Annotated in this window: 15 protein-coding genes and 2 pseudogenes; 9 read left to right on the top strand and 8 right to left on the bottom strand. The window is 70.1% G+C overall.

Going from position 1 to position 24,629, the window contains the following annotated elements:
- Positions 1-69 precede the first annotated feature (69 nt).
- A complete protein-coding gene (locus tag ACFZDE_RS04695; RefSeq protein WP_391197337.1) occupies positions 70-1,308 on the top strand; it encodes an MFS transporter in 1,239 nt (412 codons plus the stop codon).
- Positions 1,309-1,975: 667 nt separating this feature from the next.
- Positions 1,976-2,773, top strand: a complete 798-nt coding sequence (locus tag ACFZDE_RS04690; protein ID WP_390989844.1) for a hypothetical protein — start codon at positions 1,976-1,978, stop codon at positions 2,771-2,773.
- Positions 2,774-2,863: 90 nt separating this feature from the next.
- Here the strand turns inward: ACFZDE_RS04690 and ACFZDE_RS04685 are convergent, their stop codons facing one another.
- Both ACFZDE_RS04685 and ACFZDE_RS04680 read right to left on the bottom strand, forming a co-directional pair.
- A complete protein-coding gene (locus ACFZDE_RS04685) occupies positions 2,864-3,718 on the bottom strand; it encodes a serine peptidase (RefSeq protein ID WP_391197335.1) in 855 nt (284 codons plus the stop codon).
- Entirely contained in the window at positions 3,715-8,070 is a 4,356-nt protein-coding gene (locus tag ACFZDE_RS04680) for a hypothetical protein (RefSeq protein ID WP_391197332.1), read from the bottom strand. The genes ACFZDE_RS04685 and ACFZDE_RS04680 overlap by 4 nt, the downstream gene beginning before the upstream one ends.
- Before the next feature lie 114 nt (positions 8,071-8,184).
- On the opposite strand from ACFZDE_RS04680, the pseudogene ACFZDE_RS04675 reads away from it, so the two are divergent.
- From ACFZDE_RS04675 to ACFZDE_RS04665, 3 genes and pseudogenes are all read left to right on the top strand, one after another.
- A pseudogene (locus ACFZDE_RS04675) lies at positions 8,185-8,328 on the top strand (IS5/IS1182 family transposase); the annotation flags it as partial.
- 666 nt (positions 8,329-8,994) lie between these two features.
- Positions 8,995-10,968 carry an FAD-dependent oxidoreductase gene (locus tag ACFZDE_RS04670; RefSeq protein ID WP_391197330.1) on the top strand — a complete coding sequence of 658 codons (1,974 nt, stop codon included), beginning with the start codon at positions 8,995-8,997 and terminating at the stop codon, positions 10,966-10,968.
- Between the two features lie 725 nt (positions 10,969-11,693).
- Positions 11,694-12,692 (top strand): Ku protein, encoded by a 999-nt coding sequence (locus ACFZDE_RS04665; protein ID WP_391197327.1) that lies wholly within the window; start codon positions 11,694-11,696, stop codon positions 12,690-12,692.
- Between the two features lie 31 nt (positions 12,693-12,723).
- Here the strand turns inward: ACFZDE_RS04665 and ACFZDE_RS04660 are convergent, their stop codons facing one another.
- Together ACFZDE_RS04660 and ACFZDE_RS04655 are read right to left on the bottom strand one after the other, a co-directional pair.
- On the bottom strand, positions 12,724-13,161 hold the full coding sequence (locus ACFZDE_RS04660) for a hypothetical protein (RefSeq protein WP_391197326.1): 438 nt from the start codon (positions 13,159-13,161) through the stop codon (positions 12,724-12,726).
- 65 nt (positions 13,162-13,226) lie between these two features.
- On the bottom strand, positions 13,227-14,381 hold the full coding sequence (locus ACFZDE_RS04655; protein WP_390989865.1) for a helix-turn-helix domain-containing protein: 1,155 nt from the start codon (positions 14,379-14,381) through the stop codon (positions 13,227-13,229).
- 98 nt (positions 14,382-14,479) lie between these two features.
- Here ACFZDE_RS04655 and ACFZDE_RS04650 point away from each other — a divergent pair, with 98 nt between their 5' ends.
- The gene (locus tag ACFZDE_RS04650) at positions 14,480-15,535 is read left to right on the top strand and encodes an FAD-binding oxidoreductase (RefSeq protein ID WP_391197325.1); all 1,056 of its coding nucleotides are present in this window, start codon (positions 14,480-14,482) and stop codon (positions 15,533-15,535) included.
- A gap of 7 nt (positions 15,536-15,542) precedes the next feature.
- Positions 15,543-16,664 (top strand): fatty acid desaturase, encoded by a 1,122-nt coding sequence (locus ACFZDE_RS04645; protein WP_390989870.1) that lies wholly within the window; start codon positions 15,543-15,545, stop codon positions 16,662-16,664.
- A 152-nt stretch (positions 16,665-16,816) separates the two neighbouring features.
- On the opposite strand, the pseudogene ACFZDE_RS04640 reads toward ACFZDE_RS04645, so the two are convergent.
- Both ACFZDE_RS04640 and ACFZDE_RS04635 read right to left on the bottom strand, forming a co-directional pair.
- Positions 16,817-17,380 (bottom strand): annotated as a pseudogene (locus ACFZDE_RS04640) (IS630 family transposase); the annotation flags it as partial.
- Positions 17,381-17,605: 225 nt separating this feature from the next.
- The gene (locus ACFZDE_RS04635) at positions 17,606-18,748 is read right to left on the bottom strand and encodes an SRPBCC family protein (protein WP_391197322.1); all 1,143 of its coding nucleotides are present in this window, start codon (positions 18,746-18,748) and stop codon (positions 17,606-17,608) included.
- 193 nt (positions 18,749-18,941) lie between these two features.
- Here ACFZDE_RS04635 and purU point away from each other — a divergent pair, with 193 nt between their 5' ends.
- Together purU and ACFZDE_RS04625 are read left to right on the top strand one after the other, a co-directional pair.
- Positions 18,942-19,814 (top strand): formyltetrahydrofolate deformylase, encoded by an 873-nt coding sequence (gene purU / locus ACFZDE_RS04630; protein ID WP_391197320.1) that lies wholly within the window; start codon positions 18,942-18,944, stop codon positions 19,812-19,814.
- A 55-nt stretch (positions 19,815-19,869) separates the two neighbouring features.
- The gene (locus tag ACFZDE_RS04625) at positions 19,870-20,661 is read left to right on the top strand and encodes an IclR family transcriptional regulator C-terminal domain-containing protein (protein ID WP_391197317.1); all 792 of its coding nucleotides are present in this window, start codon (positions 19,870-19,872) and stop codon (positions 20,659-20,661) included.
- Positions 20,662-20,764: 103 nt separating this feature from the next.
- Here ACFZDE_RS04625 and ACFZDE_RS04620 read toward each other — a convergent pair whose 3' ends face one another.
- On the bottom strand, positions 20,765-21,370 hold the full coding sequence (locus ACFZDE_RS04620) for a sarcosine oxidase subunit gamma family protein (RefSeq protein ID WP_390989885.1): 606 nt from the start codon (positions 21,368-21,370) through the stop codon (positions 20,765-20,767).
- On the bottom strand, positions 21,363-24,602 hold the full coding sequence (locus ACFZDE_RS04615) for a sarcosine oxidase subunit alpha family protein (RefSeq protein WP_391197315.1): 3,240 nt from the start codon (positions 24,600-24,602) through the stop codon (positions 21,363-21,365). Before ACFZDE_RS04615 ends, ACFZDE_RS04620 begins: the two co-directional genes overlap by 8 nt.
- Between the last annotated feature and the right edge of the window lie 27 nt (positions 24,603-24,629).

Below are 24,629 nucleotides of genomic sequence, written 5' to 3'. Positions count from 1 at the left end.
CGCTCGACCGCGCCGCACCGGGACGACCGTACGGTCCGCGCCCACCGGCTCCACACAGGGAGGAACGCATTGACCCGCACCCCGCCGCCCGCCCCGACCACCCCGGCCGCCACCGGCCGTCTGCGGACCCTGGTCCGGGTCCGCGTCGGCGGACTTCCGGGCGCCTTCTGGGTCCTGTGGGCCGGCAGCCTCGTCAACCGTCTCGGCGCCATGGTCAACCCGTTCCTCAGTCTCTACCTCACCCAGGTGAGAGACGTCCCCCTGCACACCGTCGGCCTGATCCTCACGGTCGTCGGCACCGGGTCGGTCCTCTCCCAGCCCCTCGGCGGCTTCCTCACCGACCGCTTCGGCCGCCGCGCCGCCCTGACCGGGGGCATGCTCGCCAACGCGGCTTCGCTGCTGGCTGTGGGCCATGTGCAGAGCCTGCCCGCCCTCACCGCGGCCGGCTTCGCCCTGGGCGTCACCCTCGACCTCTTCCGGCCCGCCGCCCAGGCGCTCGTCGCGGACGCCGTACCCGCCGCAGACCGTACACGGGCCTTCGGCCTGCTGCTGTGGTCGGTCAACCTCGGCTTCTCCGCGGCCATGATCCTCGGCGGCCATCTCGCAACCCGCGGCTTCCATCTGCTCTTCTGGGTGGATGCCGCGGCGTGCGCCGTCTTCGGACTGCTGGTGTGGTTCGCGGTGCCGGAGACGAGGCCGCCGGCCACCGGCCATGACTCGGGGAGCTACCGCACCGTTCTCACCGACCGTGTCATGGTCGCCTTCGCCGGGGTCGTCGTCCTGTACGCCGTCGTCTTCCAGCAGGCCTTCGCCACCCTGCCGATCGCCATGGCCCGCAACGGACTGTCCGGCGACGTCTACGGCCAGGTCATGGCGGTCAACGGCGTTGTCGTCATCCTCGTTCAGCCGCTGATCGGTCACCGGCTCGGCCCGTTCGACAAGAGCCGGGTACTGGCCACCGGTTTCCTGCTCGCCGCCGCCGGCAGCGTCCTCCTCACCGCCGCTTCGGCCGGAACCTCCTACGGGCTGGCCGTCGCGGTGTGGAGTCTCGGGGAGGTGCTGGTCTTCGCCGTCACCGCCGCGATCGTCGCGGACCTCGCCCCACCGTCCCTGCGCGGCCGGTACAACGGCTTGCTCGGAATGGCCTGGGGCACCGGGTTCCTCATCGCTCCGCTGGCCGGCACCCGTCTCCTCTCCGCCGGCGCCGGCGTCCTGTGGTCTTCCTGCGCCGCCCTGTGCTGCGTCGCCGCACTGGCGCAACTGGCCCTCGCGCCGGCGGTCAGGGCGCGGGGCGCTGACTCCATGTGACAGCACGAAGACGCACCCACCCTCGCGTAGGGCCCGGCTCCGGACGAGCCCCGGGCAGCGGGGTCTGACCGGCACACATCCGAAGCGGGCAGTCATGGATCGATGCTGCTCCGATCGGGTGGTGCAGACCACTTGACTGCGTCGGGCTCCCCTGCGAGGGACAAGGTCAGGACTATGTTCCCCTGCTGACTGCGTCGGCTGAGCACGGTGAAGCACTGCGGGGAGACGGCATGAGGTACAGCCCTGGCTTGATGGCCCGCGTGAGTGTGGTCTCGGCGGTCCTCGGGCTCGTCGCAGCGTGCGGCTCGGGAGGAGGGGCGGAAGACACCGAGGACAGCCCCACTCCCTCGCGGTCAAGCCCCACCCCTACGTCCCCGTCACCGACGTCGGCGTCACCCTCTCCGTCGCCGTCGCCTTCCGGCAATTCCTCTTCCTACAGCGGCGAGTCGATCTCTCCGCCCGACCCCGTGCCATCGAACACGGGCCCCTCGGATGATGGAGGCGAGGGCATCACGCCGTCAGCCACTCAGCCTCCGGCCTGCCCCGGTGATCCGGCGTGCCCGCCGGCACCGGACGGTACGTGAACGAACCAGGGCCCCGTTCCTCGACGGGGCTCGAACGCACAGACCCGCCAGCCCGTACACCCCCGACGGCACTGATCAACATCGTGGTCGCGCAAGCGTCGTTCATCGCCGCGCTGATGTTCTACGTAGGGGTGATCTACACCGGCGCGTACTACGGCTACTTCCATCTCTCCCCGTTTGCGCTCGGATTCGGCTTCGGTGAATTCGTACTGCACAGCCTGCACTTGGTGACGTTTCCGGTCCTTGTGGGCACCGCCGCGCTCTGCTTCGTCGTGGCCATCGCCGGGCATCAGCCGCACCAGGGATTCCACAGTGTCCTCATGCGCAGCGCCGGACGGGCGGCGTCGGCTCTGGCCCGCCACTATCTGATTGTCGTGGCCGCGGGCTTGCTTCTGCTCGTGCTGTGGTGGCAGTGGCAGGCGCTGCTGCCGTACCGCTGGCTGGGCCCCCTCCTCGTCGGTGTCGGCTTGATGCTCGCAGTGGTACGGCAGGCCGGCCTCAGCCGCCCGACGAGCCCGTGGGAGACGGCTTTACTGGTTCTGGCCGCCGGACTGTTCCTGCTCTGGGCAGTCACCCTTGTCTCCGGCCAACTCGGCGAACGCAACGCCAGGAACGACGCGCGCAACGCGACTTTGCGCACCGGTCTGGTGGTCCACAGCGCCCAGTCACTCAGCCTCTCCTCGTGGGCGCCCGGCCTGCGCCATCGGGATCTCGGTGCGGGCGTCCGATTGCGCCACCGCTACGAGGGCCTGCGGCTCATTGTGGAGCGTGGCGGACGCTATTACGCCGTACCCATCGGCTGGCGGGCGCGGACCGACAACGTCTTCATCCTCAGGGAGAGCGAGGGTGTGCGCATTGAGCTGACCCCCGGTGTGCAGTGAAGCGGTGCCCGATGCGCGCGGTGTGCCGGGAGGAAGAGATCTCCCCTCTGCCCACGTGCGTCGACGCCCGTTGCGGGCCGTCTCACTGCCCTAGCGGCCCACCAGGGGGCCCAGTGTCGCGGCGGTGGGTGCGCATCGCAGGTAGTTCTTCGCGTGGTGAAAGCCGAAACCCCCGTGCACGGTCGTGGTCAGGTCCAGGTCGACGCCGTCGAAGGAGCGGGCCAGGCGCGGCGGGATGGCGACCGGGTCCCCCGGATCGGCAATGTTGACCCAGCGGTGGACGCCGGCCGGACGGCTGCCGCGGGCGCTGACCGGCGGTGGAAGGAGCCGTTCGAAGACCGCGTTGGGCAGTGCGAGCGGGGAGCCCAGCGTCAGCAGCAGCGGGACCCGCAGCTCCGGATGCGCGTGCAGTGCCTCGTAGGTGACGAGGGTGCCGAGGGAATGGGCGACGACCACTTCAGGGCGGTGGCGCGCGATGTGGGTGGCGACCTCCTCGCGGGCCTCGGCGCGCCACGGCGCGTCTGGGGCGCGCAGGTATCGGGCCACTTCCCGGAAGAACACGCCTATGAACAACCGGGTGAGCCGGCCGTCCAGACTGTGCTTGCGGGCCACCCACGCGGCGGTCTGCCGCAGGGGCATCGTGAGCCCTCCCTGGACGACCGGTGCCGGCGCGCCCATGGCGTCCAGCCACTCGCTGAGCATCTCCTCGGCCAGCGGGTCGTCGAACCGGTCGTCGCCGCTCTGTACCGTCCGGGCGCGACGCAGGAACGGCGCGTAGTAGGCGAACGCCACGTCGAACGCGTCGGCGCCAACTCCCACACCGGCGGCGAGATGCTCCGCCCACTCCGCCGCGTGCTGATCGGCCACGGTCTGCCGGGCTCGGCGCCGGTCCAGATAGCCGACCCCGTGCACCCCCACTACCCGCAGTGAAGGGCGGCGGCTCATACGCTCCTCCAGTTTTCCAGGTTGATGACGAGGACGTCCTGCCCTAGCGCGAGCACCACCGTGCCGTCGGAAGCTGCCGTGACCGAAGCACATACGGCCGGCAGCGAGATCGTGGTGAGGGGCCGGCCGGAGGCCAGGTCGTGGACCCGTACGGTCCGGTCCTCCGCGGCGGTGATCGCGAGGAGAAGGCCGTCGAACGTGACGGTCGTGACATCAGTCAGCGGTGCGGTGTGTCCGTCGAGCGTCCGCACGCAGTGCCCTGAGGACAGGTCCCACACGTAGGCGGTGTGGTTCCCGCACGCCGTCACGACCAGGTCTCTGTCCCCCAGCCGGGCACCCGCGGCCGCGGCCACCGCGCTCCTACGCCCGGCCAGCACCTGAACGAGCCTGCCCGAGGCGACGTACCACACATGGGAGGTTCCGGCTTCGTCGCTGGTCACCGCGACCGCGTGGGAGCCGATTCTGGTCAGGACGACCGCGGTGATCGCGAAGTGGTGGCCGGTGTACTCGCAGAGCTTCTCTGCCGCCTCCAGGTCCGACACGTCCCAGACCACGGCCACGGAACGCGGACCGCCGGTTGTCACGGCGATGATCGGATGCCCGTCCAGCGTGCCGGTCGCTACTCCTGTCACTGCCGAGCCGCGGCCCGGGAGAACGGCCACGGCGGCACCGCGCGCGGTGTCCCAGAGACGGGTGGTCCGGTCGGCGCTGCCCGTCACCGCCAAGAGTCGGTCTCCCGACCGGAGGAGCGCGACTGCGGTGACGGCGGCGGTGTGCCCCTTCCACTGGGCCACCTGACGGTTCGTCCGCGCGTCCCAGACGCAGGCGGTATGGTCCTCGCCGGCCGTGACCACGATCGGTGGCTGTTCCTCCCCGGCCAGGGCGACGCTCGTGACCGTGTCGGTGTGGCCGGTGGCGGCGCGGACCGGGGAGCGGGTGCCCAGGTCCCAGATCCGCACCGTCCGGTCCGAGTGGCCGCCGACGGTGACCGCCGTCAAGCGGCGCCCCACCCGCTGGACGGTGACGCCGGTCAGGGCGCCGCGGTGCCCGCGGAGCGTCGCGATGGTCTCGCCCGTCGCCACATCCCAGACCCGCGCCGTGGTGTCCCAGGAACTGGTCACCGCGACGGCCCGGCCGTCGAAGTCGGTGAGGGCTGCGCCGGTGACCATGTTGCGGTGCCCGCGCAGCACGGCTACCTCGCTGCCACTACGCAGGTCCCAGATGCGCGCGGTCCGGTCCCATCCCGTGGTCAGGATGACCGGATCACCGCGCAGCCGGTCGACCGCGACGCTGCTCAGTGCGCCGTTGTGGCCGCGCAGGGCGCTGAGTTGGTCTCCGGTGCCGGCGTCCCATACCCAGGCCGTGCCGTGGTTGTCCGCGGCCACCAGAATCGCCCGGCTGTCCAGTTCCGTGAGCGCGACATCCGTCACCCTCGTGCTGTGGTGGGCGATGACGGTGATCTGCTCCCCACCCATGGCGTCCCACACGCGGACCGTGCCGTCGGCGCTCGCCGTGACGGCGAGGGGGCGTCCGGCGACATCGGCGACAGCGGTCGCCGACAGCCGATCGGTGTGACCAGCGAGCGTGGAGACCACAAGGCCCGTCGTCAGATCCCACACCTTCGCGGTACCGTCCCAGCTCGCCGTGACGGCGAGGGGGCGTCCGGCGACGTCCGCGACAGCGGTCGCCGACAGCCGATCGGTGTGACCGGCGAGCGTGGAGACCACAAGGCCCGTCGTCAGATCCCACACCTTCGCGGTACCGTCCCAGCTCGCCGTGACAGCCGCCGGCCGCCCGTTCACCGAAGCCGAGGCCACCCCGGTCAACCGGCCAGACGCGTCGTGCAGGGTGTTCAGCAGTGCTAGAGCGACGCCTCGCCCTGTCGCCCACACCGGGGCCCAACCGGACGGGCGGGCCAACCGCTCGCCCATCGCCGGCTCTGCGTGGCGTGCCGCGTCCACGGCAAGGATCTGCCGCCGCTGGTACGCCGTGAGCGGGCGGTGCACCTCGTAAGAAGCCCGGTAGACCGCCGCGACCAGGAGCGCCCCGTCGCTGCGGGCACTGCTCAGGACGGCGTCGACGGACGCCGGATCTCCGTGTACCAGGAACTCCATGTCGTTCAGGAGCGAGTCGACCGAGTCGGATGCCAGTGCGTGGCCGGCGGCGTGCCGTAACGCGTACGGGTCGGCCGCTTCCCACACACGTCCGCCGTCGGGGCTGGCCGGCACCGAGTCCAACAGGCCGCGCAGCACTACGCCCGCTGGGCGGATGCTGGTCGCCGCCGCCTGCGCCTGTTGTGGTCCGCCCTGCCGGGGGCGGGCGCGCAAATGCTCGGCGAGGCCCTCGTGGAACAGCCGGTACAGGGTGTTGCCATCGGTCTCGACTGCCTGCCGGAGGAAGAAGCGTCCCGCGTCGAGCGCCTCGCGCACGTCCTCCAGTGGCGCCGGGGCGACTCCCGTCGCAAACGCGCCCGCGACGTGCGCGACGATCCGCTCGGGCATGCCCATGCCCTGTGCCCAGGCCAGCGCCGTCAGTACCGGACCGAGCCATGGATGGCTGCCGGGCCGACGCAGTTCCAGATCCAGTAATCCGGGCAGGTCACGGGGCACTTCACGGGCCACCCGACGGGCGTCGTCGGTGTCGGTGACCACCGGGCTGTCCAGCATGTGGCGGACGTACATGCCTGCGACGAGGAACTCTCCCCATCCCAGGGGCTGTTGCTCGTGCGGCTGCCGGGCCGGCATCAACTCGTCGGCGAGGCTCTCGGCGAACGCCGCGCCGACGGCGGCTCCGTCCACCACCGCGTAGGGCGTGTCGACGGCCAGCAGGTCTGCGATGTAGTGGCGGAGGGAGGAGCGCACGCCATCGGAATCGGCGACATCGAGGTCGATCAGTCCCCCTGCCTGCCGAGCGGCTTCCAGCAGCGGTGCGAAGCCCGGCTCGCGACGGGCGCCGACCAGCAGCCGCACCACAGGCCGGCCGTCCGGGGTACGCGCGTTGAGCAGCGGCATCAGCAGGGCGAAGACGACATCCGACGGCCTCTCCGCCTCGTCCAGCGCGTCGACGACCAGGGTGAAGGGGCGTGCGGCGCCGTCCTGCGCCAGCGCGAGCAACTGCTCCACGCCCCAGCCCTTGGCGGAACGGGAGACGTCACCTCCCATCTGGCGGGCCAGTGACTCGGCGATCTCGGTCAGACTGCGTCTCCTGGCGTGCACCACGGCGAGCCGGTCGTTCGCCGCGGGCGTGTGCCGCAAGCGCCACCACAAGCCGGGGGCGCGGGCGCGCAGGCCCGGGTGAGCCGCGCACACCAGGACGCCGAGCAGTGCGGACTTGCCCACTCCGGGCTTGCCCGTCACCACCCGGAGTGGACCGCCCCCGCCGTTGCACCAGGTGGACAGGTCCGCCAGCTCCGCCTCGCGTCCGTGGAAGTATCCGCGGCCCGGCACCTGGCTCAACGCTTCGGAGCCTGCGGCACGGAGCAGGAAGTGACGGACGTCCAAGCCCTCGTCGAGGAGGGGGAAGGTCCCTTCGTCCAGACCCGTCATCTGCTCGCGGGGGCCGCTGCCGCCGTACAGCGGGTTGGGAAAGAACGGCAGGTGGTCCAACTGGTCCGCGAACGGTACCCGGCTGGTGGTCACCCGCTGGTCCATGCCGTCGGTCAGGTTCATCTCGGCGACGACGCGGCTGATCTCCCGGGCCACCGCCGGCAGCGGGATGAACCGCTGGGACGGGTCCACGCGCAGGGTCGCCTCCTGGTACCTGCGCAGCACCATGGCGATGGCGCGGCTGAGCCGGAAGTCGAATGCCGGCTCGTCGGGGCCACTGGCCGCGATCACCCAGGCGCGGCGCTCGCCGGTCTCCAGCCGTTGGTGCCACGGCAGTACGGCGGAGGTGCCGGAGTAGCAGAGGTCGAGGAGGAAGAGGGTCAGGGGGCGGTCCGCGCGCGGATGGTCCTCGATCAGCGAGATCCACTGGTCGACCGCCTCGTCCACGGCTTCGCCGTCCCGCCCGACGACGTACAGGCCGCCGCTTCCCGCACGGGCGAGGAGACCGTGGGCTGCGATGTGCACCACGAGGATGTCCGCACCCGACTTGACGGCCGCGCGCAACCGCTCTGGCAGTTCGGGGGGTTCGCCGGCCCCGCCGGACGGCCAGGGGTAGTAGCCGAACGCCTCAAGGGCCTCGGCCACGGCCGCCGAGTGCTCTGGTGCCTCGTCGAGCGGATCGAGTCCGCCGTCCAGGGGCGGCGGGCCTTCATGTCGCACCGGATCCAACGACACGCCGGCAGCCAGTACGACGCGTGTGCCGTCGGCGGCGTTGTTCCCCTCCCGCAGCCCCGTTTCCCCCTCCACCGCAGCAGAGTAGAACGCTGCCCCGGTCCGGGTATCCGGAACGGGCGAATCACCGATGTCGGGGCCAGACGGGCTGGGCCCTTTCCGTTCACGGCACAGGACAGAAAGTGCTCCATGGTCATGGTCACGCCCGCCGACCTACACGACGCCGCAGCCCCCAAGGAAGTCCTCTTCCGCCTGCGGCTGATGCACCCCGAGATCTCGATCGTCTGGGCCGACTCCGCCTACGGTGAGCTGATCACCTCGAGACGCCGCAACTCTGCGCCAAGTGGCGCGGTGGAGGTGTAGCACCCGCGAGCGCCGCCGCGCCACTCGGCATGGCGTTGGCGACCGTCAGGCGCAGCGACGACCAGATGGGCTTCGTCGTGCTGCCGGGCCCAGACAGTCGATGTGGCCGTCGACCTTGACCGGCCTTTCTTTAGCTGCCACATTTGCACTGCATTCCATAATCCAGCACGGTGTGCCACAATCCGGCACGGAATCTTTATGGGAGGAATACTAGTGGCAGTCACGGCAGGCCCCGCCGGATGGTGTCCTGCTCACCCTGCAGCGGTGGCAGCCGATCTTCGTCGGCGGCGCCAGCCGCATCCGGGCGTGTGCAGCGGGGCACGCCGGGCGAACGTGACTCTCCTCAAACAGCACCACCTCATAGGGCGGGGCACCGAGCTCCAGGGCATGCGGCACCACGCACTCCAGACGCTCTCGACCCGTCCACTGGTCGCCGGAGTGCACCGCGGGCCCGGGTTACCCGTCAGCGTCCGCCTTCGATCGGACACGCCGGCCCTCGCCTGAGTGCGGGCCGCCCGTCCTGATCCGTGTCATTCACGACCATCCCGCCCATAGGCACGCAGTTGAAGACGTGCACGCCTGTGTCGCCACGATGCACACCCCTCGATGAACAACAGCGCATAAAGGCTCGGAGACATGTCCCGCTTGACTCATCTGACCAGCCCCTTCCAACTCGGGAAGCTCACCGTGCGCAATCGCATCGTGAGCACCCCGCACACCACGCGCTTTCCTCGGGATGGCTACATCACCGACGACTACATCGACTACTACAAGGAGAAGGCGCGCGGCGGTGCCGGCCTGCTCCAGTGCTTTGGCAGCATGACCGTGCACCCCTCCTCCCCATACCAGGACTGGGGCACCGTCAAGAACTGGGACGACTCCTCGCTGCTGACCTTCGAGAAGTTCGCCGAGGAGATGCACCGCTGGGGCGCGAAGGTGATGGCCCAGATCACACACCGCGGCCGCCGTGGCAACGGATCGGTCACGGAGCAGGCGCTGGTGGCTCCCTCCCCCGTTCCGGAGAAAGTCAGCCGTACGGTGCCGAGAGCCCTGCGGGTCGACGAGATCAGGGAAATCGTGGCCGCGTACGCCGCAGCCGCCCGCCGGCTGCAACGGGCCGGGTTCGACGGCGCGGAGATCTCCGGCTACGCCAGGCACCTCATCGACCAGTTCTGGTCGCCGCAGATCAACCAGCGTGACGATGAGTACGGTGGCTCGTTCGTCAACCGGATGCGTTTCGGCGTCGAGGTCATCGAATCGGTGCGGGACGCCGTTGGCAGCGATTTCACCGTCGGACTGCGGATCAGCGGTGATGAGCTGATTCCGGGGGGCAGAGGCATCGAGGGAGCCAAGGAAATCGTCGCCTACCTCGACCAGCTCGGCTGCCTCGACTACTTCAGCGTGGCGGGTGCGACAGGGGAACCGGTGAGCATCGGGCACAGGGTGATCCCTGCGTTCGACGCACCTCAGGGCGTGTACGCCCAGTACGCCGCCGAAGTGAGGAAGGCAACCGACCTGCCGGTGCTCTACACCGGCAGGGTCAGCGACCCTGAGTTCGCCGACAGCCTCATCGCCGACGGCATCTGCGATCTGGTGGGCATGACCAGAGCGCTGATCGCGGACCCGCATCTGCCGAACAAAGTCGCCGCGGATGCCCTCCAGGACGTCAAGCCATGTGTCGCCATGCAGCAGGGATGCGTCGGCCGCGGACCCCAGGGCCTCTACACCGGCTGCACGCACAACCCCGTCATCGGACGCGAGAAGGAACTCAGGGACATCGCACCAGCCCGGAAGCCCCGGCGTGTCCTCGTCATCGGTGGCGGGCCCGGCGGACTGGAGGCCGCACGGGTGGCGAGTTCCCGGGGCCACCAAGTGACCTTGCTGGAGGCTCGTCCGTTCCTCGGCGGGCGGGTGGCCATCAGCTCACGCGCACCGATGCGCCCCGAGTGGGGCCAGTCGATCGACTGGCTAGTGCGCCAGGTGCGCGAGGCCGGCGTCGAGGTGCGCACGGATGTCGAAGCCGACGCGACGGTGGTCGCCGAGTTCGATCCCGACGCCATCGTCGTCGCGACCGGCAGCACGCCGCACCTCCCGCAGCTTCCAGGCGCTGATCTGCCAGGAGTGACCACCGCCGAGGACGTGTTTGCCCACCCGCCGCAGCTGGCCAGGGGCGCATCCTGCCTCGTGATCGACCTGTTCGGGAACGCCGAGGCCGGCCTGGCAGCGCACGCACTGGCCGTCGCCGGCAACCGCGTACGCATCCTCACCCCGTATCACATGATCGCCGAGATGGAAGAGAAGTCCACGCGGGAACCGGTGTACGACAATCTCTGCCGTGCGGGCGTGGAGATCATCACTGATCAGGAAGTCGTCGCCATCCGACCGGGCGACTCGCTCACTGTCGATCTTGAGCAGGTCTACACGAGGGACGCCGGCAGCATCGAGGGACTGGAGCTGGTCGTCTTCAGCGACGGCGCCAGGCCGCGCGATGGTCTCTACGAGGAACTGAGGCCAGGGCCGTGGGAAACCCATCTCGTCGGGGACGCCGTGGCTCCGCGGGGCATCCTCGAAGCGATGCTGGAGGCGACCAGGGTCGCGCGCCGGCTGTGACATGTGGTGGCCCAGGCCGACACAGCGACCCGGACAACGTGCATGCCACAGGAGAAACCCGCAGGGGCCGGGCGCCTGTCGGCGCTGCCTGAGAGACCTACTTCTGACGCCCGGAGCGCGGGTAGGCGGCAGGGTTGCCTACCCGCGGAGCTACTGATCGCGGTCAGGGCCTCTGCGACAGTCGGTACAGGTGCCTTTCGCTGGATCGCTTGAGGATCAGAAACACGCACTGAAACTGAAGGCAGCGACAGATACCCCAGGCGGCCCGGCAGCGCCCCCCCCTTTCACAGGCTCGCGGACCTGCTCGTCCCCGGACATCTCCCGCGCCCTTTGCGGGCTGAAGCGTTCGCTGTGCCCGTCTCCCAGTTCCTCCTGCGCTGCCTTGATGGCCTGATGGGTATCGGCAGGACGCCGCGCGTCGCGGGCTTCGGTGAAGGCCGATCGCCGTACCTCGGCCCAGTCGACCTCACCGCGGCGCGGTGCCTTGCCCTCCATGGGGTCCAACGCGCTGGACGAGTAGGACCGGGCCTCCTTGGACATCGTCGCGCCGGGAGGTGGCGCCTCCCCTCCCGTACACCCGGCCCCGGAAGCCAGACATCCCCCGGCCCCCGGGGTGCCTCGTCATCACAAGGTGCGGGGCGCTGACCTGCGGTGTCTCATGGGAGAGACATCAGTCGGGAGCGGGACCGGCCGGCCGGTCGGCGGTAGGGATGGAGTGGGCGGTCATGGCACGGGCGATCTGGACCGGTGTGGTGTCCTTCGGGCTGGTCAGCGTGCCGGTCGGGCTGTACTCCGCCACCGAGGACCACACCGTCCACTTCCACCAGCTCCAGCGCGGCACCTCCGACCGGATCCGCAACCGCCGGGTGAACGAGCGCACCGGTGACGAGGTCGGCACCGGCGACATCGTCAAGGGCTACGAGGTGGGCGAGGGCGAGTACGTTCTGGTGGAGCCCGAGGAGCTGGACGAGATCGCGCCGGGTCGTTCCCAGACCATCGACATCACCGACTTCGTCGACCTCGAGGAGATCGAACCGGTCTACTTCGCCCGGACGTACTACCTCGCTCCGCGCGGCAAGGAGTACACCAAGGTCTACGAGCTGCTGCGGGCGGCACTGGCCCGGTCGAACAGGGTCGGCATCGCGACGTTCGTGATGCGCGGCAAGCAGTACCTGACCGCCCTGCGCGCGGAGGAGAGGATTCTGGTGTTGCAGACCCTGCACTGGGCCGATGAGGTCCGGGACCCGGGCAAGGAGCTGCCCGAACTGCCCTCCGGCCGCGCCGGGAAGGGCAAGGAGCTGGACATGGCGCTCCAGCTGGTCGATTCCCTCAGCGGACCGTGGGAGCCCTCGCGCTACCACGACACCTACCAGGAGAAGGTGCGCGAGCTGGTGAAGGCGAAGGCCGAGGGTCAGGAGGTCACCGCGGCCGAGGAGGCGCCGGCGGCCACCCATGTCGTCGACCTGATGCAGGCGTTGCAGGGCAGCATCGACCAGGCCCACGGCGGACAGAAGAAGCGGCCGAGCCCGGCGCGGAAAGCGTCCTCCTCGTCGCGCCGCGAGCGGTCGACCGGCAAGGGCGAGCTGCGACAGCTGAGCAAGGCGGAGCTGTACCAGCGGGCCACCGAAGAGGACCTGCCCGGCCGGTCGAAGATGAGCCGCCAAGACCTCATCGACGCCCTCAGCCGCGCAGGAAGCCGCCGCAAGAAGACCAGTGCCGCCTGACCTCGCGACAAGCCACGCCGTTGGCCAGCGGTCAGGGGCTGGTGACCTTGTCCAGCTCCAGGGTCACCGGTCCGTCCACATCCGGGTGCAGGAACACCTTCTTCTCGCTCGCCGTGTAGAGCTGGACATCGCCCAAGTCCCGGCCGCCGCTGGTGTCGTCGGGGACCAGGTAGACGAAGTTCGAGTGGGAAGTGGCACTCCAGGTGCCGCCGAAGTCGACGGAAGCCGTACCTCCATGCCGCCAGAGGTCGCTCTCGGCGACGCCCGTGACGGAGAACCGTCCGCCGGCGTCCAAACGGATCTCTCCGCCCGTCTCACCGTCGCGGTACGTCCCGGGCACGCCCTTCGGATCGACCTCGACCGCGCCGGGCCCCGCACACCCCGAAGCGAACACCTCCACGACCGCGACGAGCACGGCGACGAACCCGCCTCTGACCGCGCCTCGCGTCCGCACAGCCCTGTCCCCCATGTCCACACGCCCTTCCCCGGCATCGGGTGGCAGGCCTGCCACCCCCCACCTCAATTTGAACATGCTCAAAATTGAGAGGCCCCATCGGCCGGAAGTCCGACCGCCAGGGTCAGTTCGAGGACCCGGTGGGGGGAGGCGAGGTCCGGGAACAACTCCCTCAGCTGTGACATGCGGTAGCGGACGGTCTGGGGGTGGACGAACAACGCCGCCGCCACCTCGTCACGTCTGCCCTGGTGCAGCAGCCACGCCCGCAGCGTCGCCTCCAGGCGCTGTGCGGTTGCGGCAGGCAGGGTTCGCAACGGGGCGAGGGCTCGGGCACGCAGGTCGGCGAGTGCGTCCGCGTCGGCGCTCAGGACCAGCTCGGGCAAGTGGTTCTCGGTGTCGCGGATGTCAGGGGACAGGGAGCGGGCGCGTACGGCTCGTTCGTAGGAGGCGGACGCGCGGGTCCAGGGGCGGGGCGGGCCCGCTACGGCGGTGCGCTCGGTCAGCTGGCGCAGGAGGTGGGGGCGGTCGGCGTCGGGAACCAGCAGGACACCGGTGGCGTCCGGCAGGTCGTCGAGGACGAGGGTGCTCGGGTCGAGCGTGCGGTAGGCGGGGCGGGCCTGGGCGGCGGGCAGCAGCACCGCGGTGAGGGAAACCGGAGGCTGCCATCCGGCCCGTTGGGCTGAGGCCAGCAGCACGTCCGGGCTCGCGCCCGCGAGGAGGTCACGGGCCAGGTGCTCCAGGTGACGTTCGTGCTCCCTGCCGCGGGCGGCCAGTTCGTCGGCGTGACCCGCGGCGCTCGCGGCGGAGAGCTCGTCGATGTAGGCGAAGGTCAGCTCGGCGAACTTGGCGACCTCGGCGGCGGGCAGACCTGCGGATACCGCACCCGCTGCCAGGCATCGCCAGGCCACGCGGGCACCGACGCGGTAGGCGCTGAGCAGGGCGTCCATCGAGCGGCCGTCCCGGACCTCGCCGCGGCCCAGCTCGTAGGCCGCGTCACCGCCGTCGCCACCGGTGGCGTTCCCGCTCGCGAGGTCCAGGTAGTGGCCCAGGGCGGTGCGCACGGCACGGCGGATGGTGGCGCCCATGTGGCCGGAGAGGGCGCCTGCGTAGGGAGGGACCTCGTCGATGATCGCCTGGACGACCTCGTCGGCGGTGGTCTTCAGCGCGGCTCGAAGTGCGGTGACCGTCGTCTCGTCCAGAGCCAGCTCGCTGGCCCTCCGGATTGCATGGCTCACGATTCGCTCACGATTCTGTTCCCTGCGAACAATTCCGCCGACCAGATTCACGTCCTTCGGTCAGGACTTTACGCCCTGTGGCACAGCAAGCTGGAGTCATGACGAGTACAGCCCTCCGCGGCAGGGCGTGGAAACTGCTGGAGATGGTCACGACGCCGCTGCTGCCGTCGGACTACCTCGACCTGGTCAGCCCACTGCGTGCGGGCGCTGACCTGCGCGGGCGCATCGAGGCCGTGCGCCCCGAGACGGCTGACGCGGCGACCATCGTGATCAGGCCGGGACGGGGCTGGCGCGGCCACACGGCCGGTCAGTACGTGCGGATCGGGGTCGACGTCGACGGGGTGCGCCTGTGGCGTGCCTACTCGCTCACGTCACCGGCGAAGCGCCAGGACGGCCGGATCACGATCACCGTGAAGGCGATCCCGGACGGCAAGGTCAGCAACCACCTGGTGCGAAGGGTGAGACCGGGCACGCTGATCCAGCTCGACCAGGCGACCGGTGACTTCGTGCTGCCCCGGGTGAAGCCCGCCAAGGTGCTCTTTCTGACGGCCGGCAGCGGCATCACGCCCGTGATGGGCATGCTGCGCAACACCGGCTTCGACGACGTCGTCATGGTCCACTGCGCGCCACGGCCGCAGGACGTGATCTTCCGCGACGAGCTGCACGGCCTGGTCGCGGACGGGAAGCTGCGGCTCACCGAGGTGCACACCGCGACGGACGGCGTGCTCGACATCGCCCGTCTCGACGGACTCGTGCCCGACTGGGCCGAGCGCGAGACCTGGGCGTGCGGGCCCACGGGGCTGCTCGACGCCGCCGAGAAGCACTGGGCCGGGAACGGCGTACCGGAGCGGCTGCACACCGAACGCTTCCGGCCGACCATCGTGGCCACCGGCGACGGCGGTGAGGTCACGTTCAGCGCCAGTGGCAGGACCGCCGACGCGGACGGCGCCACGCCGTTGCTGGACGTCGGCGAGGAGGCCGGTGTGATCATGCCCTCCGGGTGCCGTATGGGCATCTGCTTCGGCTGCGTCACTCCGCTCAAGGCCGGCGCCGTCCGTGACCTGCGCACCGGCGAGATCACCGAGGCCGAGCCGGGCGTCCTCATCCAGACCTGCGTGTCCGCCGCCGCGGGCCCCTGCGACATCGAACGGTAGGAACATCTTGACCGCTATCGACCCCACCGCCCATCTGACCGCGGAGCAGATCGAAGAGCTCGGCCGCGAGCTGGACGCGATCCGCGACGAGGTGATCGCCGGCCGTGGCGAGAAGGACGCGGCCTACATCCGCAAGGTGATCTCGGCGCAGCGCAAGCTCGAGCTGGTCAGCAGGGGTGTGCTGCTGTTCTCGTTCTTCCCGCCCGCGTGGGTGCTCGGCACCGCGGGTCTGTCCGTGGCGAAGATCATGGACAACATGGAGATCGGCCACAACATCCTGCACGGCCAGTGGGACTGGATGCGGGACCCGAAGATCCACTCCACCACCTGGGAGTGGGATCATGTCTCGCCGGCCGATCAGTGGAAGCACTCGCACAACGAGCTGCACCACACGTACACCAACGTGATCGGCAAGGACAACGACCTCGGCTACGGCATCATGCGCGTCGACGAGGACCAGAAGTGGCACCCGTTCCACCTCGGCCAGCCGCTGTGGAACTTCATCAACGCCTGCTTCTTCGAGTACGGCATCGCGGCGTACGACCTGGAGCTCGGCAAGAACCTGAGCAAGCGCCGCCGCAAGAACCCGGAGTTCCGCGCGCGGGCCAAGGCAGTGGGCCGCAAGATCCGCAAGCAGGTGCTCAAGGACTACGTGGTCCACCCGCTGCTGTCGGGTCCGTCGTTCCTCCCCACGCTCGCCGCCACGTTCACCGCGAACGTGGTCCGCAACCTGTGGTCCCACTCGGTGATCATGTGCGGGCACTTCCCCGAGGGCGTGCAGGTCTTCGAGCGCCGGTCGATCAACGGCGAGACGCGCGGCCAGTGGTACCTGCGCCAGATGATGGGCTCGGCGAACATCAGCGGCAGCAAGGCCATGCACTTCATGACCGGCAACCTGTCGCACCAGATCGAGCACCACCTCTTCCCGGACCTGCCGAGCAACCGGTACGCCGAGGTCGCGGTGAAGGTGCGCGCGCTGTTCGAGAAGTACGAGCTGGAGTACGTCACCGGTCCGCTGCCCAAGCAGGTGTTCTCGGCCTGGCGCAAGGTCGTTCGGCTCTCGCTGCCGAACAAGAAGAGGCCCGCGGTCAAGACGCCGGACCGCGAGCGGGAGCTCGTCGCGGCCTGATCTCATCTCCTGTCGCACCGAGCGCGCTTCGGCTTCGGCCAGGATGTCGTCCCTGCCCCGATGGTCCGCCCGTCCCCCCTGCGGGAATCCATCAGGGGCGGGACGGGGCCGGTTGTTCGTCCGGCACCACCAGGGTTACCTCCGTCTTGACAGTCGAGAGCCTGGATCTGGGACTTTTCGTCCACGCAGAGGACCAGGGCCTTCTCGGGCGGGTCGAGATACAGGCCCACGACATCGCGGACCTTGTCGATGAACAGCGGGTCCGTGGACAGCTTGAACGTCTGCGACCGGTGCGGTGCCAGTGCGAACGCCCGCCAGATCCGCGAGATCGCGGACTGCGACATGCCCGTGGCCACCGCCATCGACCTGGTCGACCAGTGGGTCGCGTTCTTGGGTTTCTCCTCCAGCGTCTTGACGATGACCCGCTCGACGTCCGCATCGGTGATCTTCCGGGGAACGCCGGGCCGCGGCTCGTCTAACAAGCCGTCCAGGCCCCGTTCGAGAAAGCGCCGCCGCCAGGTGCGGACCGTGTCCGGCGTGACCCGCAGCCGACGTGACACCTCCATGATCGAGTGCCCGTCCGCGCACTCCAGCACGATCCGCGACCGCTGGGCCAGCGCCTGAGCCGTCGTACGCCGACGCACCCAGCCCTCCAGCACAGCCCGCTGGGCATCGGTCACAGACAACGGCGGAATCTTCGGACCCGGACGACTCATACCGAACCAACGACGAATCTCCGACTCAGGTCAATACAACTAGGGCCTGTCGTATGGATCAGGTCGCAGGGAATCGGCGGTGCTGGTCAACGCCGGTGAGCGGGGCCTGGTGCGGGTAGCTGCAAGGCGGAAGAGGGAGTCGATGCGGAGCACCGGCGAGAGACGACAACGCGGCAGATGCGCGTGCCAGGCCCCGCGTCTGCGAGCTGATCCAAACGACAGGCTCTAGCGCTCCGCGAGGTTCGTGCGGGTGCCGAGGTGGTTCTGGACCCAGTCGTGGAACTCGCCGATGTGGTGCTCGCTGGGCACCAGGACGCCGCCCTTGGCGTAGAGGCGGGAGCTCATGGCCGGCTGGCAGCGCTCGCAGGCGTCGAAGTCCTGCCGGTTGACCCGGTCGAAGAGTTCCACGGACCGGCTGACGTCCCGGCCGCTGTCCACCACGCCCTTCAGGTACAGCCAGTCGCACTCAACGATCGTGCGGTCGACCGCCACCGGGTACATCCGGTGGAAGATCACGTGGTCGGGGACGAGGTTGATGAAGACCTGCGGGCGCACCGTGATGGCGTAGTACCGGCGGTCCTGGTCCTCGGTGACGCCGGGGATGCGGTCCAGACCCTCCGAGCCGTCCACGGTGAAGCCCTGGACGTCCGCGCCGAACTCGGCGCCGTGCCCCACGTAGAACTGCGCGGCGTAGCCGTCGGCGAACTCCGGGAGCACCTCGGTCAGCTCGGGGTGGATGGTCGCGCAGTGGTAGCACTCCATGAAGTTCTCGATGATGAGCTTCCAGTTGGCCTTGACGTCGTAGACGATCCGCCGGCCGACCTCCAGGCTCTCGACGTCGTACCGCTCGATGGAGTCGACGTCGCCCAGGCGCGCGACCACGTCGGCGATCACGGACTCCTCGAACGGCGGGGGGTTCTCGGCCAGGCACACCCACACGTAGCCGAGCCACTCGCGCACCGCCACGCTCGCCAGGCCGTACTCGGTGCGGCCTATGTCGGGCATCTTGGTCAGGTTCGGGGCCGCGACGAGCTTGCCGTTCAGGTCGTACGTCCAGGCGTGGTACGGGCATTGGAAGGCCCGCTTCACCTCGCCGGACTCCTGTGTGCAGAGCTTCGCGCCGCGGTGCCGGCACACGTTGAAGAAGGCCCGGACGGAGCCGTCCCGCGAGCGGGTCAGCAGAACGCTCTCCCGCCCGACGTCCACGGTGCGGAACGCACCCGGCTTCGCCAGCTCCGACGAGCGTGCCGCGCAGAACCACATGGACTCGAAGATGTGCTCCTGCTCCAGGCGGAAGATCTCCGGGTCGGTGTAGTGGTCGCCGGGAAGGGTCGCGATCAGGCTGTCCGGCAGGCCGGTCGTAGTCATGGTTCACCTCGGAGTGCAGCGCCCCGGTCGGGCGAGTGGTTGCCTCATACGCAACGAGCCTCTTGCTACGCAACTCACAGTGCAGTCCGGCCGAAGCACTGTCAAGACCTTGACCACGGACCGCAGGAGCCGGGACCATGTTGCGTATCAGTCCCACTGTTGCGCAATACGCACTTCCCTCAGGGAGGGCTCAGTGTCTCTTGGACCCACATCCGGCCGTGAGTTCGTCCTCACGCTGTCGTGCCCCGACCGCTCGGGCCTCGTCCACGCCGTCACCGGCTTCCTCGTCCGGCACTCCGGGAACATCCAGGAGAGCCAGCAGTTCGACGACCGGCTCAAGGACCGCTTCTTCATGCGGGTGCACTTCGACGTCACGGACCCGGCCATGACACTGGAGGACCTGAAGTCCGGCTTCGCCCCGGTGGCGGAGGCGTACCGGATCTCCTGGCAGCTGTACGAGGCGTCGACCCCGACGCGGACACTGATCATGGTGTCGAAGTTCGGGCACTGCCTGAACGACCTGCTCTTCCGCTGGCGCACCGGCGCGCTGAACATCGAGGTGCCGGCGATCGTCTCCAACCACCGGGACTTTGAGCCGCTCGCCGAGAGCTACGGCATTCCGTTCCACCATGTGCCCGTGACCCGGGAGACCAAGCCCGAGGCGGAGGCACGGCTGCTGGAGCTCGTCGAGGAGCTGGACATCGACCTGGTGGTCCTCGCCCGCTACATGCAGATCCTGTCGAACGACCTGTGCAAGCAACTCGAAGGCCGGGCGATCAACATCCACCACTCGTTCCTGCCGAGCTTCAAGGGCGCCCGACCTTACGTCCAGGCCCACGAGCGCGGCGTCAAGCTCGTCGGAGCGACGGCCCACTACGTCACCCCGGACCTGGACGAGGGGCCCATCATCGAGCAGGACGTCGTCCGGGTGAGCCACTCACAGGGACCGGACAGCCTGGTCGCCCTGGGGCGCGACGTCGAAGCGCAGGTCCTGGCGCGGGCGGTGGAATGGCACAGCCAGAGCCGCATCATGGTCAACGACAACCGGACGGTCGTCTTCCGCTGAGGAAAATGACCGCCACCCCCTCACACCTGTTGCCCATTTCACCTAGGGTTTCGCCATGAGCAACCACGGTGCCGAGTCCGCAGGCGCTCCGAGTGGCGGAGTGCAGTCCGTCGACCGCGCTGTCGCCGTGCTGGAGATCCTCGCCCAGCACGGCGAGGCGGGCGTGAGTGAAGTGGCCGCGGCCATCGATGTCCACAAGTCCACCGCCTTCCGCCTGCTCGGCGCTCTGGAAGCGCACGGGATGGTGGAGCAGGAGAGCGAGCGCGGCAAGTACCGCCTCGGCTTCGGAGTCGTGCGCCTGGCCGGCGCGGTGACGGGCCGTATCGCCGTCACCCGGTACGGCCGGGGCATCTGCGAGCGTCTCGTCGACGACGTGGGCGAGACGCTGAACATCGCCGTCCTGGAGTCCCACCACGCGATCAACCTCTACCAGGTGCGCAGCTCGTCGGCCATCGCCGCTCAGAACTGGGTGGGACGGCAGACTCCGCTGCACTGCACGTCGAGCGGCAAGATCCTGCTCGCCCACCTCGACCGCGAGGACCGCGACGCACTCCTCGCCGAGACCGGTCTGCCCCGTCTGACACCACGCACGGTGACCTCCAGGAAGAAGCTGGAGGCAGACCTCGCCGAGGCCCGCGATCAGGGCTACGCCGTCACACGGGAGGAGTACGAGGAGGGCCTCAACGCCGTGTCCGCGCCGGTGCGTTCGGACGAGGGGCAGGTCGTCGCCGCCCTCAGCGCGTCGGGGCCGGCCTTCCGGATGACCGACGGGCGGATGCACGAACTGGCTCAGGTGCTCGTCGCGGGAGCGGACGAGCTCAGCCGCCGTCTGGGCTACCCGGGCTGAGGCCCGGCCGGGTCACCGGCCAGGACAGGACGCGCACGCATACCGAGCGGCGGTCGGAGACCCGGATCCGGGCCTCCGACCGCCGCTTTCGTGGGGCCCGGGGTCAGCCCGTCCACTCCACGGCGGCGTCCAGCAGCCAGTCCGTGAGGTAGCCGGCGAAGGAGGAACGGACCAGTACCCAGAACCCGGCCCTCGGGTCGTCGCGGGCCACCAGGACGACCTGGGTGCGGCCCAGGGTCGTCTGGGCGCAGCGGCCCGGGCCGAAGACGCGCGGGTGCAGGTCGAGCGAGCAGCCGTGGGCCAGCAGGTCGTGGGCCCGGGGGCCGGCGACGAGGAGGGTGGTGCGCTGTGCCGAGACGTCGACGACGGACACGGGTTCGTCGCCCGCGGCCTCACGGATGCGGTTCTCCAGGTCCTGCCGGCCGCCCGGCGGGCCCACCACGAGCCACTCGTCGGGGCCGAGCCACAGCGCGGTCAGCTCCCCGGCGCGAACCACGGTGCCGGGCTCGACGGGCAGTTGCAGGCCCAGCGCCAGCCCCACGGCGTCGGCCGCCGCTCCCTTGGGGTCGAGGCGGACGTCGATCTGGGTGAGGAAGGGGAGTTCCGCCAGCCGGACGGCGCCGCCGGAAGTGCGGGTGGCGGCGGCCAGCCGGTCCGCGGCGTGCGACAGGGGGCTGCGGAGCGGGGCGGTAAGGGCGGTGTCAGCCATCGCGGCGGGCTCCCTCGGGGTCGTAGAGGACGGGGCTCGCGACGGTCACCGGGACCAGCCGGTCACCGACGGGGGCGTAGAGGCGCTCACCGACGCGCTCGCGTCCGCCCTTGACCAGGGCGAGCGCGAAGGTCCGGCCGAGGGCCGCGCTGCGGTAGCTGGACGTGACGTGGCCGAGCATCGGGACGGGGGGCGCGGGCAGCACGCTGTCGGCGACCAGGTGCGTGCCCTCGGGGAGGAACGTGCCCGGATCCTCCGGGAGCAGACCGACCAGGTGCTTGCGGTCGGGGCGGACGGTGTCGGCACGGGCGAAGGACCGCTTGCCGATGAAGTCGGGCTTCTTCTTCGACACCGCCCAGCTCATGCCGAGGTCCTGCGGTGTCACGGTGCCGTCGGTGTCCTGGCCGACGATCGGATAGCCCTTCTCCGCGCGCAGGACGTGCATGGTCTCCGTGCCGTACGGGGTGATGCCGTACGGGGCGCCCGCCCGGTACAGCGCCTCCCACAGGGCGAGGGCCTCCCAGGGCGACACGTTGATCTCGTAGGCCAGTTCGCCGGAGAAGCTGATGCGGCACACCCGGGCCTCGATGCCCGCGACCGTCGTGTCCCGCCAGGCCATGAACGGGAAGTCGTCGTTGGCGACGGCCAGGCGCGGCGCGAGTGAGCCGAGGACCTCGCGGGACTTCGGACCGACCAGGGCGACGGTGGCCCACTGTTCGGTCACGGAGGTGCAGTGGACCTTCAGCTCGGGCCACTCCGTCTGGAGCCACTCCTCCATCCAGTCCAGCACGGAGGCGGCGTTGCCCGTCGTGGTGGTGACCAGGTAGCGGTCCTGGTCGAGGCGGATGACGGTGCCGTCGTCGAAGACCATCCCGTCGGGGCGGCACATCACGCCGTAGCGGATCATGCCGACCTTGAGGGTGCTCATCATGTTGGTGTAGAGCAGGTCGAGGAAGGCAGCGGCGTCCGGGCCCTGGACGTCGATCTTGCCGAGCGTGGAGGCGTCCATGAAGGCGACGCCCTCACGGGCGGCGGCGCACTCGCGCAGCACGGCCGTCTCCATGTCCTCGCCGGCGCGCGGGTAGTACCAGGGCCGCTTCCACTGCCCGACGTTCTCGAAGAGAGCGCCCTGCGCGACATGCCACTCGTGCAGGGCGGTGGTGCGGACCGGGTCACTCAGCACACCGCGGTCGCGGCCGGCGAGGGCGGCGAAGGAGACGGGGGTGTACGGGGGGCGGAACGTGGTCGTGCCGAGCGCCGAGATGTCCACGCCGAGCAGTTCGGCGACGACACCGCTGGCCAGGACACCGGACGTCTTGCCCTGGTCGTTGGCGGTGCCGGCCGTGGTGTAGCGCTTGGTGTGCTCCACCGAGCGCATTCCGGCACCGGTCGCACGGGCCAGGTCGTCGACGGTGACGTCGCGCTGGAGGTCGACGAAGCGCGGCGCGCCTTCCCGGCCGGGGACGGTGAAGACCCGCATGGGCGGCGTCTGCGGCGATGCCGCGACCTGGGGCAGGCGGGGCGTCTCGGAGGTGTAGCCCTCGGCCTCGACCGCGCGGGCTCCCGCGGCCGCCCCCTGCGCGAGGACCCGTGCCAGGTCGAAGACTCCGCTCGCGGCGCCCGCGACCTCGACGGCCTGACGTGAGGAGTCGGGGACGAAGCAGCCCAGCTCCTCGTCGAGGCGGAGCCTGCCGCCCGCCTGGCTGAACAGATGCGCGACCGGGTTCCAGCCGCCGGAGACCAGAAGCAGGTCGGCGGCGAACTCCCGGCGGCCCGCTGTCTCCCCGTACGACGCGACGGTCACGGAGGTGAGACGGGGGGCGCCGTCCGTGGCGGTGACGGCGTGGCCCGCCAGCACCTCGATGCCGGCGAGGCGGGTGCGCTCGGCCCACTCCCCCGGTTCGGCACGGGTGTCGATCACGGCCTCGATGGCGACGCCCGCCGCGGCGAGGTCCAGCGCCACCGGGTAGGCGCTGTCGTTGGTGGTGAAGACCACCGCGTGGCGGCCGGGCAGCACGCCGTGGCGGTTGACGTAGGTGCGGGCCGAAGCAGCCAGCATCACGCCGGGCCGGTCGTTGTCCGCGAAGGCCAGCGAGCGCTCGTGGGCGCCGGTGGCGAGGACGACGCGGCGGGCCCGGATGCGGTGGACGCGTTCCCGGGAGACCTTCTCGGGCGCGGCGACGCCGAGGTGGTTGGTGCGGCGCTCGACGGCGAGCAGGTGGTTGTCGTCGTAGTAGCCGAAGACCGTGGTGCGGCGCAGGACGCGTACGTCGGGTGCGGCGTCGAGCTGGGCGGTCGTCTCGGCCACCCAGGCGGGGAGTTCGCCGGTGCCGAGGAGGCTGCCGCCGGGGTCCGGCTGGTCGTCGGCGAGGATGACGCGGGCGCCTGATCGGGCGGCGGCCGACGCCGCGGCGAGGCCGGCCGGGCCCGCGCCGACGACCAGGAGGTCGCAGTGGGTGTGCACGGCGTCGTAGCGGGCCGGGTCCGGTTCGGTGGCGAGGCGGCCCTGGCCGGGGAGGCCGGTCGCGACGAGGCCGTCGTAGAGCTCGACGGTGGTGGCCGGGAGCATGGGCTCGGGGAACGGTTCCTCGATCTGGATGACCGCGTTGGGTTCCTCGACGCCGGCGGAGAAGATGCCGCGGGGGCGGCCCAGTTTGATGCTGGTGCCGGTCTGGATGACGCCGTTGGCGAGGAGGGCGGAGGCGACGGTGTCGCCTCTGTAGCCCTGGTACTCCGTGCCGTCGAAGGTGAAGGTGAGGGGCTCGTCGCGGTGGATGCGGCCTCGGGTGGGGTGGCGGAAGGGCTGGGTTGTCTCGCCCCCGCCGCCCCTACCCGTCCCGTCGTGAAGGGGCTCCGCCCCTTCGACCCCGCTGGGGGCTGCGCCCCCAGACCCCCATTCGGCCTGGACGGCCTCGTCCTCAAACGCCGGACGGGCTGACTTCACCGAGCGTGTCTCGAAAGTGGCCGGGCGCTCCTCCCCCGCCCGGTACACCGTCAGGATCTCGTTCGTCGACGTGTCCCGGACGGCGTTGAACCAGCGGCGGCAGCCCGCGGCGTGGGACCAGCGCTCGGCGAAGGGGCCCCTGGGGTTGTCGCGGAAGAAGAGGTAGCGGGCCCACTCCTCGTCGGTGAGGGACGCCGGGTCCTCCGGGTACGGCACATGGGCCTGGCCGCCGTAGTGGAACTCGGCCTCGTCGCGAGGTCCGCACCACGGGCAGGGAATCAGCAGCATGGATCGGCTCCCAAAACTTCCAGTGGT

The sequence above is a fragment of the Streptomyces sp. NPDC007929 genome (assembly GCF_042959065.1).
Taxonomy (GTDB): Bacteria; Actinomycetota; Actinomycetes; order Streptomycetales; family Streptomycetaceae; genus Streptomyces.
This window is presented reverse-complemented; position numbering and strand designations above follow the sequence as displayed.